Raw genomic sequence first — 16733 nt, forward strand, 5'->3', positions numbered from 1 at the left:
TCGTGACCTCCTGGGTGCGGTTACTCGGTACGGACAGCCGCCGCGAGCAGCAGCTCCTTGACCTCCGTGGCGTGGATCTTCTCCCGGGCGAGCGCCGGGTCCGAGCACAGCAGCACGGGCCCGTCCTCGGGGGTGTCGGGCAGCCGCCCGTGGCTGCCGCGCACCGGCGCCGGGTCGAGCGGGACGACCTGCATCGAGTACCGCAGGCCGAGCTTCTTGCGCGCCAGCGCCGACGCCGCCTTCAGCTTGACCGCCGGGTCGTTCGGGTCGAAGAACAGCTCGGCCGGGTCGTAGCCGGGCTTGCGGTGGATCTCGACGGTCTTCGCGAAGTCCGGCGCGCGGTCGTCGCTCAGCCAGTAGTAGTAGGTGAACCAGGCGTCCGGCTCGGCGATCGCGACCAGCTCACCGGCCCGCTCGTGGTTGATGCCGAGCGGCACCTGACCCTCGCGGTCCAGCACGACGTCCACTCCGGACAGTCCGGCCACGATGTCGCGCACCCGCGGGATGTCGGCCGGGTCGGCGACGTAGACGTGCGCCACCTGGTGGTCGGCCACCGCGAACGCCCGCGACGTCCACGGGTCCAGGTACTCCATGCCGGCCTGGACATACACGTTGAGCAGGCCTTCACGGCGCAGCGCCCGGTTGATGTCGACCGGCCGGCTCGCGTTGGTGATGCCGTACTCCGAGAGCGCGACGACGGTGTGCCCGCCCGCGGCCGCGAAGTCCAGCAGCGGTTTCAGGGCCGCGTCGATCTCGCGCGCGGCGGCCGCGGCCTGCGGGGCGTCCGGACCGAAGCGCTGGAGGTCGTAGTCGAGGTGCGGGATGTAGACGAGCGTGGTGTCGGGCTTGTCTTCGGCCATGATCTTCCGCGCCGCGGCGATGATCCACTTCGACGACGTGATCGCGGCCGTCGGACCCCAGTAGGTGAACAACGGGAACTCCCCGAGCTCCCCGACCAGGCGGTCGTGCAGCTGCGGCGGGTGGGTGTAGGCGTCCGGGGACTTCTTGCCGTCGGCGTGGTAGATCGGCCGCGGGGTGACCGTGAGGTCGACGTCCATGCCCATCGCGTACCACCAGCAGACGTTCGCCACCCGATGCCCGGCCTGGGCGCGGCGGGCCGCGTCCCAGAACTTGTCGCCCTGGACGAGGCGGTTGTGCTGGCGCCACAGGAAGATCTCGCCGAGGTCGCGGAAGTACCAGCCGTTGCCGACGATGCCGTGCTCGGCGGGCTGCAGGCCGGTGAGGAAGGTCGACTGCACCGAGCACGTGACCGCGGGGAACACGGTGCCCAGCTGCGCGGTGAAGCCGCGCTCGGCCATCTTGCGCAGGTTGGGCATGTGCGGGAGCAGCCGCGGCGTCAGCCCGACGACGTCGAGGACGAGCAAACTCATTCGTAAACCTCTTCCAAGCCTAGTTCGATCAGGGAACGCCGGGTCCAGTCGAGTTCGGCCGCGATGCCCGCGACCAGACCGGCGTCGTCGGCGGGTGCGTCCGGGAGCACCTGCCAGGTGTAGGTCTCGACCTCGACGTGGTCGGTGCGGGCGCGCTCGCCGCCGAACAGCTCGGCCAGCGTCGCGGCCAGCACCGGCCGGGTCGACGTCAGCGGCGGTGCCGGGTCGGCGTGCAGCGGGACGTGGAAGTGCACGCGCCAGGGCCCGTCGCCGGGCAGCCCGCCGGCCAGAGCGAGGTCGAGGTCGTCTGCGCCCGGTGGGGCACCTTCGTTGCTCTGGTGCAGGAACCGCGGTTCCACAAAGGACTCCAGGGCCCGCCGGGTCGCGGGGTCCCTCGGCGACGCGGCCGCCAGGGCCGCGGACGCCTGCAGCTTGACGACGTCCAGCCCGGCGGCTTCGAGCCTGCTCAAAGCGGCCGCCGGGTCCTCGAACCCGACCGCGAGGTGACAGGTGTCGAGGCAGACCCCGAGCCATTCGGTGTCCACACCGGACAGCAACGCCGCCGCCTGCGCGGTCGTCTCGATGACGCACCCGGGTTCGGGTTCGAACGCCACCCGCACCGGCCGGTCGTTCTTCGCCAGCCCTTCGGCGAGCAGGCCGAGCTGGCCGCGGTCGTCCCGCCATTCGGTGCGCCACCCGAGCGGCAGCGTCGAAACGCTGCCGCGCGCGGCGTCGTCCGGCAGCAGCTCGGCGAGCAGCCGGGCCAGGTCGAGGGTGTAGGCGGTCCGCTCCGGCGTCGACCAGTCCGGCCGGTACACCTTGTGCTTGACGACCGGGTCGTGGAACCCCTGGTACGGGAACCCGTTGAGGGTGACGACCTCGAGTCCGCGCGCCGCCAGTTCCTTGCGGAGGGAGGAAACGGCCCCCGGGTCGGCGGTCAGTTCGGAGGCCACCGGCCGGGCCAGCCACAGGCCCAGCCCGAGCCGGTCGACGCCCAGGCGCTCGCGCACCGGCTCGCCGAAGCGGGCCAGCTGGGCGAGCACGCCGCCGAGGTCCTCGGCCTGGTGCACGTTGGTGCAGTAGGCGAGGTGGACGAGCGTGCCGTCGCGGTGCCGGAACCTCACTTGCGCGCACCCCGCAGGATGGAGTTGCCCGCGAACTCGGCTTCCGGCGCGGTCTCGTCGAGCGAGAGCCGCCCGCTCTGGCCGTAGAAGGCCACCGGGTTGCGCCACAGCACCCGGTCGACGTCGTCCTCGGTGAAGCCGGCGGCGAGCATCGCGTCGCCGGTCTTGCGGGTCTTGAGCGGGTCGCTCTTGCCCCAGTCCGCGGCCGAGTTCACCAGCACCCGTTCGGTGCCGTGTTCGCGAAGGATCGCGACCATCCGCTCTTCGTCCATCTTGGTGTCCGGGTAGATCGAGAAGCCCATCCAGCAGCCGGACTCCTTGACCATCGCGACGGTCATCTCGTTGAGGTGGTCGAGCACCACGCGTTCCGGCGCGATACCGGACTCGCGGACGACGGCGATGCTGCGTTCGGTGCCGGCGGCCTTGTCGCGGTGCGGGGTGTGCACCATCGCCGGGAGGTCGTGGTCGATCGCCAGCGCGAGCTGCGCGGCGAACGCCTTGTCCTCGTCGGCGGTCATCGAGTCGTAGCCGATCTCGCCGACCGCGACGACGCCGTCCTTCTCCAGGTAGCGCGGCAGGAGGTCGAGCACCGGCGCGCAGCGCGGGTCGTTGGCCTCCTTGGGGTTGAGCGCGATCGTGCAGTGGTGGGCGATGCCGTACTGGCTCGCGCGGAACGGTTCCCAGCCGACGAGCGCGTCGAAGTAGTCGGTGAAGCTGCCGACGTTGGTGCGGGGCTGACCCAGCCAGAACGCCGGTTCGACGAGCGCGCGGACGCCGGCGGCGTACATGGCCGCGTAGTCGTCGGTGGTCCGCGAGCTCATGTGGATGTGCGGGTCGAAGATGCGCATCAGGCGTCCTGTTCGTTCAGCAGCGGGCGGAGGTCGGCGGGGACGTCACGGCCCGCGGCGGTGCGCTCGGCGGCGAAGGACCGCATCATGCGCAGCAGCTCTTCGTCGGTCCGGCGGTCGAGACCGGCGACTTCGGCGAGGGGGATGCCCATGAAGACGCACTTGAGGACGCCGTGCCGGTAGGCGGCGTCATCGAGGTGCTCGGCGGCGTACTCCCCCATCGCGGCGGTCACCAGCCGGGTGTCGTTGGTGCGGAGGGCGTCCGCGACCAGGTCCAGCCCGGCGGCACCGATGTCCACAACGGACAGTCCACGCAGGACCGCCCGCTTCTCGGCGGCGTCGCCGTAGCGGTAGAGGTCCGGCATCTCGGCGGCCGCGCCCGGCGAAGCCTTGAGCAGCTCCACGCGGGCCACGTCGTCGACCGTCCAGCCGGGGACGTCCGACGGGCCCCGGCCGACCCGGCGGCCGACCCCGGGGAACACCGTGCGCAGCGCGGTCGCGTCGGCCGCGACGTCGTGCAGGGCCTTTTCCAGCCAGGCGTTCACGCCGTCACCGCCTTCCGCAGGAATGCGAGGGACTCGCGGGCGATCCGCGGGGCCGCGTGGCTGTCCCGCGGCAGTTCCACCGCGACGAGCCCGGCGTAGGGCGTCAAAGCCTCGAGCACCGGCGGGAAGTCGATCTCGCCGCGGCCGAACTCCAGGTGCTCGTGCGTGCCGCGGCGCATGTCGTCGATCTGCACGTTCACCAGCCGCGGCAGCGCCCGCCGGACGCAGTCGGGCACGGACGCGGACTCGTTGCACCGGCAGTGCCCGATGTCCAGGGTCAGCCCGAACCGCTCCGGGTCACCGAGCCTGCGCGAAAGCTCGAAGTAGCCGTCCAGGTCTTCGACGAGCATGCCCGGCTCCGGCTCGAAGCCGAGCTTGACGTCGTGTTCGTCGGCGGCTTTGAGCACGTCGGCGCACCCGTCGACCAGATGCGCCCAAGCGTCCTCAGTGGACAGGTCGGCGGGCTTGTTCCCGCTCCAGAACGACACGGCCTCGGCGCCCAGGTCCTCGGCGATCTCGACGGCCCGGGTCAGGAACTCGACGCGGCGCGCGCGGTCGGGGTCGAGGAACGTCGGCGAGTGCTTGCGCCACGGATCCAGCAGGAACCGGGCCCCCGTCTCGATGACGACGGCCAGCCCGAGCCGGTCCAGCTCGCCGGCCAGGGACGCGACGCGGCTCGCGAGGTCCGGCCCGAACGGGTCGAGGTGCTGATGGTCGAGCGTCAGCGCGACGCCGTCGTAGCCCAGGTCGGCCAGGACGCGCAGGGCGTCGCCGAGGCGGTGGTTGGCGAAACCGTTGGTGCCGTACCCGAACCTCATGTCGGCGACACCTTCCGGCTCAGCGCCCGCGCGATCGGGAACGCGGCCGCGACGGCCAGCGCCGAGCGCCAGGCTCCGGTGCGCGCGATCAGCCCGGCCTGCAACGGGATCATGCCGTGGATCCCGGCGCCGACCGCACGGCGGATCTTCGGCGCGGCCGGGTCGCGGACGGCGTCGTACTGCGCCCGCCCGGTGGTCAGCGCGTATGTCCCGAGCAGCGCGGAGGCCAGCGGCCCGACGCGGCCCGCGGCGACGCGCACCCCGGCCGTGGCGGCGAGGGTGGCCGCCGGCAGCGCGGGCTTCGCACCGTCCACTTCGGACCGCGACAACGCCGTCACGGCGTAGGTGTGCGCCCCGACGGTCAGTGCCGCCGGCACGGCCGCCCGGGCCCCGCCCCCGCCGAGCAGGACGTCGAGCGTGCGGGCCGCGGCCATCGCCGCCGGCCCGAACACGGTCTCCTTGAGGACGAAGTCGTAGGCCCAGACGGTCGCGGCCAGCGGCAGCGCGACGCGCAGGGCACGCTTCCCGCCGGCGGCCGCGGCGATGCCCAGCCCGCCCGCGGTCAGCCCGGTCGCGACGCCGAGCGCCGTGCCCGGCGAAACCCGGCCCGACGGGATGGGCCGCTCGGGCCGTTCCATCGCGTCGAGGTGGCGGTCGGCGTAGTCGTTGAGCGCCATGCCCGCCCAGTAGATGCAGACGGACGCGCCGGTGAGGGCCAGGGTGCGGCGGCCGAAGGGCCAGCCCGACGCGGCGGCACCGGCGACGGCGTCCCCGGGCACGGTCAGTGCGGCGGGCGCGCGGACGAGTTCGACGAGCGCCTTCACCGGTTCGCCCACTCGCGCAGAGCGGCGTACTGGGAGGCGAGGTCGTGCGGGCCGTCGCCGACGGGGTCCTTGAAGAAGAACCCGAACTCGGCCACCGGGCCGGCGACGCCGTCGCGGCAGGCCTTGCCGGTCAGCCGGGCCAGGTCGAGCACCAGCGGCGCGGCGAGCGCGGAGTCGCAGCCCTGCCAGGTCAGCTGCAGCGTCATGCGCGTGCCGAGGAAGCCTTCGAACAGCACGTGGTCCCAGGCGGTCTTCCAGTCGCCGAGGGCCGGGACGTAGTCGATGTGGACCTCGCCGTCGACCGCGTGCCCGAGGTTCTGCTCGAGGACCTGCTGCTTCGAGGCGTTCTTGCTGGACGCGGCGCCGGGGTCGGCGAGCGTGGCGCCGTCGCCGCCGCCGAGCAGGTTCGTGCCCGACCACGACAGGACGTTCAGCCCCCGTTGGGCGAACATCGGCGCGAGCACCGCCCGCAGCAGCGTCTCGCCGGTCTTGCCGTCCCGGCCCGCGTAGGGCTGCCCGGTCGCGCGGGCCAGTTCGTCGAGCGCGGGCAGGCGCGCACCGGTCGACGGGGTGAAGTCGACAAAGCCACACCCGGCGCGGAAGGCCGCGTAGGCGTACAGCGCGCTCGGCGGCAGCGTGTCCAGCGCGCCCTCCAGCGCGGCGAGGGACGCGTGCGCCGGGTGCGGAGCGCACGGCGGTTCGGTCGAGGAGACGTTGACCACGACGACGTGGTCCAGACCTGCCCGGAACTCCGCGAGGTCGGCGACGATCTGCTCGGCGGCCGCGCGGCCACCTCCCGACGGCGCCGGGCGCAGCCGGGCCTCCGCCGCTTCCAGCTCCGCGCTCACCGCGCCGGGCAGCGTCGCCGGCAGCACCCCGGCCGCCGCGAGCTGTTCGGCCCGCTTGACCAGCGGCGTGTCGACGACGTCGTGGCCTCCGAAGACCAGGTCCCCCAGCCCGGGCAGGTCCGCCCCGGCGAAGTCCGGCAGTTCGGTCACGCACCCCGTGCGCGCGGCCAGTCCCGCACGCATGGCGGCCGCCCCGGCGACGGCGGTCGTGGCCACCGATCCCCGGGCACCGATCAGCCAGACACCGATCTTCCTCATGAATTCCTCCACCTGTTCTCGGGTCAGCCCCGGCCCACCGCCCCCGGCGTGCCGCGGCTGGAGATCCCGCTCCCCACGCGCGGGTCCACCTGATCTACATCGCGGTACCCGATCGGGTGTTTCCGGTCGGTCAGCCGGAGCATCATCCGCTGTCCCTTTCCGCACCGGCCGGCACCAGCGCCGGGTCGTCGAACACCGCCTGGAGCGCGACGTGCGCGCCGCCGCGCGAAGCCGCGGAGAACCCGAGCCACGACAGCTCGACGCGGCAGCCCCCGATGCCGGGGGCGATCACCCGGGTCTCCAGCTCGGCCAGCATCGGGCCGAGCAGGTACGGCCCGAGCTGGGCGAAGTAGCCCCCGAGCAGCACCACCCGCGGGTTGAAGACGTTGACCAGCACCGCCGCGCCGACGCCGAGCCCGGTGCCCACCCGCGCGAGCGCGTCGAGCGTCCGCCGGTCCTTCCGCTCGGCGCGGCGGCGGATGATGTCGAGCCGCTGTTCGAGGTCGAGCGACGGGTCGTGCACCGGGTCGGCGGGCGACGCGGCCATGCGCAGCATCCCGGCGAGCCCGACGAGCGTCTCCCAGCAGCCGCGGCGCCCGCACCCGCAGAGGCGCCCGGCCGGATCGACCTGGATGTGCCCGATCTCACCGGCGAACCCCTCCGCGCCGCCGAGCAGCCTGCCGCCGGAGATCACCCCGCCGCCGACGCCGATCTCGCCGGTCAGGTAGACCAGGTCGGCCGTGCCGGCGACGCTGCCCATCGCGTGTTCGCCGAGCGCGCCGAGGTTGGCGTCGTTGGCCGTGCGGATGGGGAACGACGGCGGGCCGAGCCGCCGGGTCAGCCGGTCGGTGATGCCGCGGACCACCGGGACGTCGGTCCAGTGCAGGTTGGGCGCGAAGGCGACCGTGCCGCTCGCGACGTCGACCAGCGCCGGGATCCCGACGGTCACCCCGGCCGGCACGACGCCGAGGCGACGGCACTCCCGCAGCGCCCGCGCGGTCAGCTCCGCGCCGGCGTCGAGGACCTTCGCGACGGGGAGCGCCTGGACGTCGAGCGCCACGCGCTGCTCGAACAGGACGGTGCCGGTGAGGTCGAGGGCGAGCGCGGTCAGGTAGTCGACGTTGATCTCGACGCCGATGCCGCCGACGCCGCGGCCGTCCAGTTCGACGATCGTGCCGGGACGTCCGACGGCGCCGGCGCGTTCGCGCTCGCCTTCCCGCGCCAGCCCGCGGCCGACGAGTTCCGAGACCAAGCTCGACACGGTCCCCTTGTTGAGCCCGGTGTCCGCGGCGATCGCCGCGCGCGATCGGGGACCGGCGTCTCGCAGGTGCCGCAGCACCAGCGCGAGGTTGCTCCGGCGGACGGCGGCCTGGTCGGCCGGGCGCACCGGTTTGAGGGAGAAGGAGGAGTCCACGCCGACACCGCCCCGGTTCGTCTGGTGGAACAACAAATTAGGGCGGGCGAAACGATCCGGTCAACGCGCCAGGACCGCGGGCGAAAGCCGGACAAACGGTGCTGACCAGCGCAACTATCGCACGCGGCAAGCAAAAGTGTCCCACGGATGGAGCAGGAGTTAGGGCGCGCGGACGCCGTAATCCGCCCACCGATCGGGCCCGTACCGTTCAGCGGGAGTGTCGGCGGAGCTTGCGCAAGTTTGCGTCAGGCCGACGGCACCGCCGGGAAGGAAAGCTTGCTCAGCGCGGCGACGAGCGGCGAAAGTTCCGGCAAGTTCTCGGCGTCCGTGAGCGCCTCCGCCAGTGCCGCGTCGTGCGTGGGACGCGCCGCCGTCAGCAACGCCTGACCCGCCGGCGTCACCTCCGTGTAGATGCCGCGGCGATCGTCGGCGCACAGGTACCGGGCCAGCAACCCCCGGCCCTCCAGCCGCGTCACCAGCCGGGTCGTCGCCGACTGGCTGAGCACCACGGCGTTGGCGAGCTGGTTCATCCGCAGGTGGAAGCCGTCCTGGCGGGCCAGCGCGTCGAGCACGCTGTACTCGCTCACCGAAAGCTCGTGGTCGCGCTCCAGCGCGCGCTGCAGCCTGTCCTCGATCCGCGCGTGCAGCGCGGCCAGCGTCCGCCAGCCCTGCGCGCGCGCTTCGACGGCGTCGTCGTCCAGTGACACGGTTCACCTCTCCCCGGCTTGCGCGTGCTCCCTTGCACGCTGCACTATCAAGCCTGTGCAATATACGGCGTCTGCAACTATCTCGGACGCTCGTAGTTGCCAACGCCCTCAGTCTACCTCCGGAAGAAGGAAGTCCATGCCCGCCGCTCTGCTAGCACTGGCGATCAGCGCTTTCGGGATCGGCACCACCGAGTTCGTGATCATGGGCCTGCTGCCCGAGGTCGCGGCCGACTTCGGTGTCTCGATCCCGTCCGCAGGCCTGCTCATCTCGGGCTACGCGCTCGGCGTCGTCGTCGGCGCCCCCCTGCTCACCGCGCTCGCTTCGCGGGTGCCGCGCAAGACCGTGCTCGTCGCCCTGATGGGCCTGTTCATCGCGGGCAACGTGCTCTCGGCACTGGCTCCGAGCTACGGCCTGCTGATGACCGGCCGGGTCGTCGCGGCGCTGTCGCACGGCGCGTTCTTCGGCGTCGGCTCGGTCGTCGCCGCGTCGCTGGTCGCCCCGGCCAAGCAGGCCGGCGCGATCGCGCTGATGTTCACCGGGCTGACCGTGGCGAACGTCCTCGGCGTCCCCGCGGGCACCGCGCTCGGCCAGGCCTTCGGCTGGCGCTCGACGTTCTGGGTGGTCAGCGCGCTCGGCGTGGCCGGCGCCATCGGCATCCTCGCGCTGGTGCCGCACCAGGAACCCGAGCCGGGCGCGGGCCTGCGCGGCGAACTGGCCGTGTTCCGCCGCCCGCAGGTGTGGCTCGCGCTGGTCATGACGGCGCTCGGCTTCGCCGGCGTGTTCGCCTCCTTCACCTACATCGCGCCGATGATGACCGAGGTCGCCGGCTTCTCGAGCGGTGCGGTCACCTGGCTGCTCGTACTGTTCGGCGGTGGCCTCTTCGCGGGCAACCTGCTCGGCGGCCGCGCCGCGGACCGCAAGCTCATGCCGAGCCTCTACGTCATCCTCGCCGCGCTGGCGATCGTGCTGGTCGCGTTCGTCTTCACCGCGCACGCGAAGGTCCCGGCCGCGATCACCATCGCGCTGTTCGGCGCGGCCGGTTTCGCGACGGTGCCGCCGCTGCAGGCTCGCGTCCTGGCCAAGGCCGAGGGCGCGCCGGCGCTGGCCTCGGCGGCGAACATCGCCGCGTTCAACCTCGGCAACGCCGGCGGCGCGTGGCTCGGCGGCCAGGCCATCGAGGCCGGCCTCGGCTACACCGCCCCCAACTGGATCGGCGCCGTGCTCGCCGCGGCGGGCCTCGCCGTGGCGGTCGTCTCCGGCCTGCTCGACCGCAGGACCCCGGCTAGTTTCGAAGCCGGGGAACGGGTACCCGCCCGATGAACCACCCACCGAAAGGAACAATCGTGACCAGCGTGCCCGTGATCGAACTCAACAACGGCGTGCGGATGCCCCAACTGGGCTACGGCGTGTTCCAGGTCCCGGACGACGAGACCACCGCCGCCGTGAAGGCCGCCGTCGAAGCGGGCTACCGCAGCATCGACACCGCCGCCGTCTACGGCAACGAGAAGGGCGTCGGCCGGGCCATCGCCGAAGCCGGTGTCGCCCGCGACGAGCTGTTCATCACCACCAAGCTGTGGAACTCCGCCCAGGGCTACGACTCGACGCTCAAGGCGTTCGACGAAAGCATGCGGAAGCTCGGCCTGGAGCAGCTGGACCTGTACCTGATCCACTGGCCGACGCCCGGCCGCGACAAGTACCTCGACACCTGGAAGGCGTTCGAGAAGCTGTACGCCGACGGCCGCGTGCGCGCGATCGGCGTGTCCAACTTCCAGCCCGCGCACCTCGAGCGGCTGATGGACGCCTCCGACGTCGTCCCGGCGGTCAACCAGATCGAGCTGCACCCGTACCTGCAGCAGCGGGAGGTCCGCGAGTTCGACGCGAAGCACGGCATCGCGACGGAGGCGTGGAGCCCGCTGGCCAAGGGCGGTTCGCTGCTGGGCGACCCGGTGGTCGCGGACCTGGCGGTGAAGCACAGCCGGACGCCCGCGCAGATCGTGCTGCGCTGGCACCTGCAGCTGGGCAACGTGGTGATCCCGAAGTCCGTGACGCCGTCGCGGATCGAGGAGAACTTCGACGTCTTCGGCTTCACCCTGTCGGAGGACGAGCTGGAGTCGCTGGCACCGCTGGACCGCGGCGAGCGCACCGGCCCGGACCCGGACACCTTCAACGCCGCCTGACCCCGGATGACTCGTTCCCGTCTTCTGAAGACGGGAACGAGTCATTCACGTCATTGCTTGCGGCCGACTCCGCCGAGGGTGAGGAAGTTCAGCTCGCTCAGCGGGTGCAGGCGCGGGCCGTCCGGCCACCACTCGTGCAGGTAGACCAGGCCGGGCCGGAGCAGTTCCGTGCCGTCGAAGAAGCCCGTGATCTGCTCCCGCGTGCGGTGCACGCTGCCCAGGCCGGTGCCCTGGAAGCTCGTTTCCAGCAGCCGCGCCAGCTCCTGGCGCGGCGAGTCCTCTTCCGGGTCGAAGTGGTGCGTGAGCAGCAGGTACGAGCCCGGCGCGAGCGCCGCCACGTACTCGGCGACGATCGACTTCGCGCGCTCGTAGTCGTCGATGTGGTGGACGATCGACGTCAGGATCAGCGCGACCGGCCGGGTGAAGTCGAGGTACTCCTTGACGACCTCGTCCTTCAGCGTCTCCGCCGGCTTGGTGAGGTCGGCGCCGGTGACGTGAGTCAAGTAGTTCTCTTCCAGCAACGCCCGGCCGTGCACCTGCACGACCGGATCGTTGTCGACGTACACCACCTGCGCGTCCGGGTTGTACCGCTGCGCCACTTCGTGGGTGTTTTCCGCCGTGGGCATGCCGGAACCGAGGTCGAGGAACTGGTCGATGCCGCGCTTCCCGGCGAGAAACCGGACCGCGCGCACCAGCCAGTCGCGGTGCTCCTTCGCCATCGCGCGCGCGCCCGGCGCGATGGCCAGCAGGCGCCGCATCGCTTCGCGGTCGACCTCGTAGTGGTCGTGCCCGCCCAGCAACGCGTCCGACAACCGGGCCAGGCTCGCCTTGGAGAAATCGAGGGACGCCGAGCCCCCCTCGGTTCCGGACCGCAGGTCGCCAGGCGTCATCGGCTGTTCTCCCTCGTCGTGTGGTGCCGGCCCCCTGCCCGGGTCCGGCCACCTGTGTCCGGCAACGGACAGTGCTCAGACTACGACATGCCGTTCACCAAGTGAACCGGGCCGAAGGGCCTTACCTGCCAGGCACTATTACCCGATGGTCAGCTCGCGCCACATGTGTCCGCCGTCCGTGGTGCGGTACAGGGCCGAGCCGCCGTCGGCGTCCGGCTGGCCGTCGACGACCACGCCGGTGCCGCCGCCCGGGAAGTCCAAATCGGTCAGGCTGAACCCGCGGTCCGGCAGCTCGGTGGTGGTCCAGGTGCGGCCGCCGTCGGTCGTGCTGTGCAGGAACCCGGTGCCGCCGCCTTCGGCCGCGACGGTCGCGGCCGTCGGCGACGCGGCGGCGAAACCCTGGTTGATCCCCAGGTAGGGCACCGAGTCGTCGCCGCTGAACGGTCCGCCGAGCCGCCCCGCGTGCCGCAGCCGCCGCTCGGTCGAGCCGGGCTGCGGCGAGCCGGGGCTGCCGCTGCACAACGCCACCACCTGCCGGTCGCGCACCCCGGCGAGCGACGCGACCGTCCCGGCCGGGCACGGCGGGGCGGCCGGGGTGAAGCGGACGCCGTCGTGCGAGGTCCAGTACTGCTCGGTGCCGTAATCCGCGCCGAGGGCGACCTGCAGGCCGCCGCCGACGGCCAGGTCGCCGTAGGTGAGCCCGCCGGTGACCGCGAACCCGGGCACCGGGACCAGCACCGGTGAGCCGGCGGTGCCGGCGTACAGCCGCGTCGAACCGCGGCCTTCGCCGTAGGTGGTGAGCACGGCGAAGACGCGGCCGCCGGTTTCGGTGAGCTTCGAGAGGTAGTACGGCTCCCGCGCGCCGACCAGGCCGACCGGGTGCCAGCTCGCGCCGCCGTCGCGCGTGGTGAGGACGTGGACACCGTCGCTGACGTAGGCGATGCGTTCGCCGGTGACCGTCAGCGCGACGTGGTTGTGGTTGTCGGGCAACGGCATCGGCGGCGCGCCCAGGCGCCGCCAGTGCGTTCCGCCGTCGGTCGTGCCCAGCAGCGCCGGGCACCACCCCTTCGCGCACGGCGAGTAGCCGAGGACGTACCCGGTGGCGGAGCTGGTCCAGCTCGTCGAAGCGGGCCGGAACCCTTGCGGGACCGCGGTTTCCGCCGTCGCGGGCGAACCCGACAGGGCCAGGATGGTGAGGACGGACGCCAGCAGCGCCGGGATTCTCATGATCACCTGGACGTGCCGCGGCGGCCGGGGTTGCGCGGCGTCGCGAGGTTCCGCCGCGTGGCTCAGCGAGTCACGCCGGTCCCTCGGTGAACGAGGCGACGAACCGCAGCAGATCGGCGCCGGCGGCGAGGTCACCGAGCACGATGATCTTCACGGTGGCGCGGTCCGGGTCGTGGATGGTCTCGACGCGCAGGGGCCGCGCGCCGGCGTCCCGCGGTCCGGCCGCCGCCCCCGCGACCACGGCGGCGATCCGGTCGGCGGCCGCCCGGTCGACGCCGGAGACCTCGACGACGCTCGAAAGCTCGGCGACGGGCCGGTCCGGCCGCGGTTCCGTCACCGGAAGCCCGGTGAAGGCCTCGAGATCGTCGGCGGTGATCCGGTACTGCTTGCCGATCCGGACGGCCTTGAGCCGCCCGTCCCGCACGTAGTTCCGGACGGTCCGGACGTGCAGCCCGAGCATCGCGGCGACCTGGTCGACGGAGAAGACCTCCATCACCCTCCTCGTTTCCGCAAATTACCGTACCATGCCGCTTGTCAGGGAAGTTTGCGGAAGCGGGGGTTCGCCCACCCGGGTCCCGGGTAATTCCCCACCATTGCCACCGCTCGCCCAGATACGTCCACATCGGACAGTCGAAAGGACGGCGCCGACGATGCCGTATCCCCCTCCCCAGGAGCCGTACGAACCGCCCTACGACGCGGCCGAGGCCGAAGAAGTCGTGGAGCGCACCCATCCGCGCATCCGGATCGTGCGGACGGTCAACGCCCTGATCCACCTCGTGTGCGCGGTGTTCGCGCTGGTGCTCGCCGTCCACATCGTGCTGGTGCTGGGCGACGCGAACATGGCGAACGGCTTCGCGCACATGATCAACGAGTGGTCCGCGGGCGTGTCCCTCGGCCTCCGCAACCTGTTCACGCCGGATTCGGAGAAGCTGGCGACGTTCTTGAACGACGGCCTCGCGGCGGTGATCTGGCTGGTCATCGGCGCGATCCTGACGGACGTGATCACCCGGATCGGGGTGCCGGGCCCCAAGCGGGTCTGGTACCGCCGCGGTTACCGCTACCACTGACCGGCACGTGAAGAAGGCCTCCCCGGCCGAGCCGGGGAGGCCTTCTTCACGTTTCGAGCACTAACCGTGCGGCTGTTCGGCCACCGGTTTCTCGGGCTGCGGCTCGGGCTCCGGCGGAACCTCCGCGGAGTCGGCGCCCCGGGGTGCGGGAACAACGCCCTGGGCGGCGGCGACCACGTCGAAGTGCTCCCGGCACCAGCGGCCGTAACGGCGGGCCTGCACTGTCATCGCGTCCACCTCCTCTCCACGGGCGATCCTGGTCACACCCTCAGCGTCCTCCGCCGGGACGCCGAAAGCCAACAGATTTAAGCGGGACTTAACACACGGCCGGGTGAATGTCTACAAAGGACTTCAGCCCGCGAACTCGCGCACGACCGTCCGGCAGAACGCCGGCAGGTCGTCCGGGTTGCGGCTGGACACCAAGCCGTTGTCGACCACTACCTCTTCGTCGACGACCGTGGCGCCGGCGTTACGCAGGTCGGTCCGGATGCTGGGGTAGGACGTCAGCGTGCGGCCACGGACGACATCCGCTTCGACGAGCGTCCACGGACCGTGGCAGATCACCCCCACCGGCTTGCCCGACCGGACGAAGTCGCCGGCGAACTTGACCGCCGCGTCGTCCGTGCGCAGGTTGTCGGGGTTCATCGTGCCGCCCGGCAGCAGCAGCGCGTCGAAGTCGCCGACCTCGACGTCGGCCACCTTGCGGTCGACCGCGAACCGGTCGCCCTTGTCGATGTCGCCGTTCATCGCCTGGATCTCGCCGGTGTCCAGGGACACCAGCTCCACCGTCGCGCCCTCGTCGAGGACGGCCTGGCGCGGCTTCTCCAGTTCGACCTGTTCGACGCCGTCCGCGGCCAGGATCGCGACGCGGCGTCCTTGCAGTGCGTTCGCCATGGAAACCCTCCGTCGGGATCAATGCACGAACGAATTACCCGCTCGAAAGCCGGTCAAACCCGGTCCACAGTGGACTCAGTCGGAACACTCGATGGCCAGCACCGCGATGTCGTCGTGGGCCGAACTCCCCAGCCAGTCGCGCACCGCCTGGCGCAGCCGCCGCACGACCTCGCGGGCCGGCTGCCCCGCCGCGGTCGCCAGCACCGCGCGCAGCCGGTCGTCGCCGAACAGCTCCGTCTGGTCGTGGCGGTTGCGGGCCTCGGTGATGCCGTCGGTGTACAGGAGGCAGACGTCGCCGCGCTCGAGCCGCACCCGCGCCTCGGCGAACCGGGCCTGCGGCGAGATGCCGACCAGCGTCCCCGGAACGGTGACCTCTTCGACGACGCCGCCCCCGCGCACGATCAGCGGCGCCGGGTGCCCGCCGGAGGCCAGCGTCAGGTCGACGCCGCCGTCGGACGGCCGGGCCGAGCCCAGCACCAGCGTCGCGAACCGGCTGCTGCCGCCCGCGATGAGCAGCTCGTTGAGCAGCCGCAGCAGCGTCCGGCCGTCGCGCTCGACCATGGCGAGCGCGGTCAGCGCGTGCCGGACCCGCCCGGTCAGCGCCGCGGCTTCGGCGCCCTTGCCGCAGATGTCGCCGAGCACGAGGAACGCGCTGCCGTCGTCGTGGGCGAGGACGTCGAAGAAGTCGCCGCCGACCGCGAGCACGCCGCCGGCCGGCTCGTACCAGGTCTCGAAGCGGGCGCCGTCCAGCTCGGGCGGGTCGACCGGGCGCAACGTGGTCTCCAGGCCGCGCGTGGCCTCCTCCTGGCGGGCGTAGCGCTGCGCGTTGACCAGTGCCGTCCCGGCGGCCTTCGCGAACTCCACGACCGCGCGGCTCTGCTCGGCGCCGAACTCCGGGTCGCCGCGGCGGCCCAGCAGCAGCGCGCCGGTGACACCGGCGCCGGCGCTCGGGCCCAGGGACACGACCGCGACCTCGGCGTGCCCGGCGAACCGGTCGGCGACGACCGGGGGCAGGGTGGCCAGCTCGGGCGCGGGAACCTGGGCGAGCTCAGGCTTGCCGGTGGTCCCGAACGTCGCCGCCAGCACCGGCGCGACCTGCGCCGGGACCCGCCGGATCCGGCCGTGGCCGTGCGCCGACGGGCGCTCGCAGCTCCACCACTCCCACCGGCCGCGGGTGGTCGGCAGCAGCACGAAGACGGTTTCGGCCAGCGCGGACGCGGCCAGCTCGGCGATCACCCGCGCGGTGCCGTGGCGCCCGCGCGCGGCGGCCAGCCGGGGTCCGGCTTCGGCGAGGAAGTCGCCGACGTGCCGCTGCGGGACCTCCTCGGCGGGCACCGTCCACGCGTGCCAGCCGCCGGGGAGGGCGCGGATGCGGGCCGGACGACGATTACCGGCCACTTCGATGTGGCCGGAGGTTTCCGCGATGGGGTGCAGCCGGGGCTCGGCGCCGCCGGTCAGCGTCCGCGCGGCCGGGTTGGCCCAGCGCAGCACGCTCTCGGCGTCGGTGAGGAACACCGCGTCGCGCACGTCTTCGAGGACGGCCCGCCCGAAGGCGTCGAGGCCCGGCGGCGCGTCCTCACCGGTCATCGGTGGCAGGGCCGCCGACGCCGGGGCCGGACGTGACACCATGCACGGACCTCCTGCCTCCGGACTGCTATCGCACGGCTACCGCGTGAGCGGGCGGACTGGCTCGAAGTGTA

The 16733-nt window shown here is 72.4% G+C and carries 18 protein-coding genes; 3 read left to right on the top strand and 15 right to left on the bottom strand.

Translation table 11 applies throughout. The annotated features are described in order from the left end of the window. Positions 1–20: 20 nt before the first annotated feature. The 9 genes from ACWEVP_RS15325 to ACWEVP_RS15365 all read right to left on the bottom strand — a co-directional run bounded on the left by ACWEVP_RS15325 (position 21) and on the right by ACWEVP_RS15365 (position 8777). Positions 21–1391, bottom strand: a complete 1371-nt coding sequence (locus tag ACWEVP_RS15325) for an alkaline phosphatase family protein (protein WP_452063169.1) — start codon at positions 1389–1391, stop codon at positions 21–23. Beyond that, entirely contained in the window at positions 1388–2515 is a 1128-nt protein-coding gene (eboE, locus tag ACWEVP_RS15330; RefSeq protein ID WP_452063170.1) for a metabolite traffic protein EboE, read from the bottom strand. Before eboE ends, ACWEVP_RS15325 begins: the two co-directional genes overlap by 4 nt. Then, on the bottom strand, positions 2512–3363 hold the full coding sequence (locus ACWEVP_RS15335; protein ID WP_452063171.1) for a TatD family hydrolase: 852 nt from the start codon (positions 3361–3363) through the stop codon (positions 2512–2514). Before ACWEVP_RS15335 ends, eboE begins: the two co-directional genes overlap by 4 nt. Next, on the bottom strand, positions 3363–3908 hold the full coding sequence (locus ACWEVP_RS15340; RefSeq protein ID WP_452063172.1) for an EboA domain-containing protein: 546 nt from the start codon (positions 3906–3908) through the stop codon (positions 3363–3365). Before ACWEVP_RS15340 ends, ACWEVP_RS15335 begins: the two co-directional genes overlap by 1 nt. Beyond that, positions 3905–4726 (bottom strand): sugar phosphate isomerase/epimerase family protein, encoded by an 822-nt coding sequence (locus ACWEVP_RS15345; RefSeq protein ID WP_452063173.1) that lies wholly within the window; start codon positions 4724–4726, stop codon positions 3905–3907. Before ACWEVP_RS15345 ends, ACWEVP_RS15340 begins: the two co-directional genes overlap by 4 nt. Further along, positions 4723–5562, bottom strand: a complete 840-nt coding sequence (locus ACWEVP_RS15350; protein ID WP_452063174.1) for an SCO3242 family prenyltransferase — start codon at positions 5560–5562, stop codon at positions 4723–4725. Before ACWEVP_RS15350 ends, ACWEVP_RS15345 begins: the two co-directional genes overlap by 4 nt. After that, the gene (locus ACWEVP_RS15355) at positions 5547–6656 is read right to left on the bottom strand and encodes an inositol-3-phosphate synthase (protein ID WP_452063175.1); all 1110 of its coding nucleotides are present in this window, start codon (positions 6654–6656) and stop codon (positions 5547–5549) included. Before ACWEVP_RS15355 ends, ACWEVP_RS15350 begins: the two co-directional genes overlap by 16 nt. Positions 6657–6798: 142 nt before the next feature. After that, the gene (locus ACWEVP_RS15360; protein ID WP_452063176.1) at positions 6799–8070 is read right to left on the bottom strand and encodes an ROK family protein; all 1272 of its coding nucleotides are present in this window, start codon (positions 8068–8070) and stop codon (positions 6799–6801) included. A 245-nt stretch (positions 8071–8315) separates the two neighbouring features. Continuing rightward, positions 8316–8777 carry a MarR family winged helix-turn-helix transcriptional regulator gene (locus tag ACWEVP_RS15365; RefSeq protein ID WP_452063177.1) on the bottom strand — a complete coding sequence of 154 codons (462 nt, stop codon included), beginning with the start codon at positions 8775–8777 and terminating at the stop codon, positions 8316–8318. A 136-nt stretch (positions 8778–8913) separates the two neighbouring features. On the opposite strand from ACWEVP_RS15365, the gene ACWEVP_RS15370 reads away from it, so the two are divergent. Then, positions 8914–10098, top strand: coding sequence for an MFS transporter (locus tag ACWEVP_RS15370; RefSeq protein ID WP_452063178.1), 1185 nt, complete (start codon positions 8914–8916; stop codon positions 10096–10098). Between the two features lie 23 nt (positions 10099–10121). Continuing rightward, positions 10122–10955, top strand: a complete 834-nt coding sequence (locus ACWEVP_RS15375; RefSeq protein ID WP_452063179.1) for an aldo/keto reductase — start codon at positions 10122–10124, stop codon at positions 10953–10955. A gap of 50 nt (positions 10956–11005) precedes the next feature. On the opposite strand, the gene ACWEVP_RS15380 is transcribed toward ACWEVP_RS15375, so the two are convergent. From ACWEVP_RS15380 to ACWEVP_RS15390, 3 genes are all read right to left on the bottom strand, one after another. Continuing rightward, positions 11006–11845, bottom strand: a complete 840-nt coding sequence (locus ACWEVP_RS15380; protein ID WP_452063180.1) for an SAM-dependent methyltransferase — start codon at positions 11843–11845, stop codon at positions 11006–11008. Between the two features lie 138 nt (positions 11846–11983). Then, positions 11984–13078, bottom strand: a complete 1095-nt coding sequence (locus ACWEVP_RS15385; protein WP_452063181.1) for a hypothetical protein — start codon at positions 13076–13078, stop codon at positions 11984–11986. A 64-nt stretch (positions 13079–13142) separates the two neighbouring features. Further along, positions 13143–13565 carry a helix-turn-helix domain-containing protein gene (locus ACWEVP_RS15390; RefSeq protein ID WP_452063182.1) on the bottom strand — a complete coding sequence of 141 codons (423 nt, stop codon included), beginning with the start codon at positions 13563–13565 and terminating at the stop codon, positions 13143–13145. Positions 13566–13722: 157 nt separating this feature from the next. Here ACWEVP_RS15390 and ACWEVP_RS15395 point away from each other — a divergent pair, with 157 nt between their 5' ends. Further along, positions 13723–14139, top strand: a complete 417-nt coding sequence (locus ACWEVP_RS15395; RefSeq protein ID WP_452063183.1) for a hypothetical protein — start codon at positions 13723–13725, stop codon at positions 14137–14139. 60 nt (positions 14140–14199) lie between these two features. On the opposite strand, the gene ACWEVP_RS15400 is transcribed toward ACWEVP_RS15395, so the two are convergent. The 3 genes from ACWEVP_RS15400 to ACWEVP_RS15410 form a co-directional block, all read right to left on the bottom strand. After that, positions 14200–14367, bottom strand: a complete 168-nt coding sequence (locus ACWEVP_RS15400; RefSeq protein WP_452063184.1) for a hypothetical protein — start codon at positions 14365–14367, stop codon at positions 14200–14202. A gap of 123 nt (positions 14368–14490) precedes the next feature. Then, positions 14491–15033, bottom strand: coding sequence for a type 1 glutamine amidotransferase domain-containing protein (locus tag ACWEVP_RS15405; RefSeq protein WP_452063185.1), 543 nt, complete (start codon positions 15031–15033; stop codon positions 14491–14493). Between the two features lie 75 nt (positions 15034–15108). Beyond that, positions 15109–16662 carry a SpoIIE family protein phosphatase gene (locus ACWEVP_RS15410; RefSeq protein WP_452063186.1) on the bottom strand — a complete coding sequence of 518 codons (1554 nt, stop codon included), beginning with the start codon at positions 16660–16662 and terminating at the stop codon, positions 15109–15111. Positions 16663–16733: the final 71 nt, after the last annotated feature.

Source organism: Amycolatopsis sp. NPDC003865 (assembly GCF_053605345.1).

What these genes read in the sequence shown, in the direction of transcription:
- ACWEVP_RS15380 (WP_452063180.1), bottom strand. Translation starts at nt 11,845, where the DNA reads ATGACGCCTGGCGACCTGCGGTCCGGAACCGAGGGGGGCTCGGCGTCC.
- ACWEVP_RS15390 (WP_452063182.1), bottom strand. Translation starts at nt 13,565, where the DNA reads ATGGAGGTCTTCTCCGTCGACCAGGTCGCCGCGATGCTCGGGCTGCAC.
- ACWEVP_RS15325 (WP_452063169.1), bottom strand. Translation starts at nt 1,391, where the DNA reads ATGAGTTTGCTCGTCCTCGACGTCGTCGGGCTGACGCCGCGGCTGCTC.
- ACWEVP_RS15335 (WP_452063171.1), bottom strand. Translation starts at nt 3,363, where the DNA reads ATGCGCATCTTCGACCCGCACATCCACATGAGCTCGCGGACCACCGAC.
- ACWEVP_RS15345 (WP_452063173.1), bottom strand. Translation starts at nt 4,726, where the DNA reads ATGAGGTTCGGGTACGGCACCAACGGTTTCGCCAACCACCGCCTCGGC.
- ACWEVP_RS15405 (WP_452063185.1), bottom strand. Translation starts at nt 15,033, where the DNA reads ATGGCGAACGCACTGCAAGGACGCCGCGTCGCGATCCTGGCCGCGGAC.
- ACWEVP_RS15355 (WP_452063175.1), bottom strand. Translation starts at nt 6,656, where the DNA reads ATGAGGAAGATCGGTGTCTGGCTGATCGGTGCCCGGGGATCGGTGGCC.
- ACWEVP_RS15400 (WP_452063184.1), bottom strand. Translation starts at nt 14,367, where the DNA reads ATGACAGTGCAGGCCCGCCGTTACGGCCGCTGGTGCCGGGAGCACTTC.
- ACWEVP_RS15410 (WP_452063186.1), bottom strand. Translation starts at nt 16,662, where the DNA reads ATGGTGTCACGTCCGGCCCCGGCGTCGGCGGCCCTGCCACCGATGACC.
- ACWEVP_RS15370 (WP_452063178.1), top strand. Translation starts at nt 8,914, where the DNA reads ATGCCCGCCGCTCTGCTAGCACTGGCGATCAGCGCTTTCGGGATCGGC.
- ACWEVP_RS15395 (WP_452063183.1), top strand. Translation starts at nt 13,723, where the DNA reads ATGCCGTATCCCCCTCCCCAGGAGCCGTACGAACCGCCCTACGACGCG.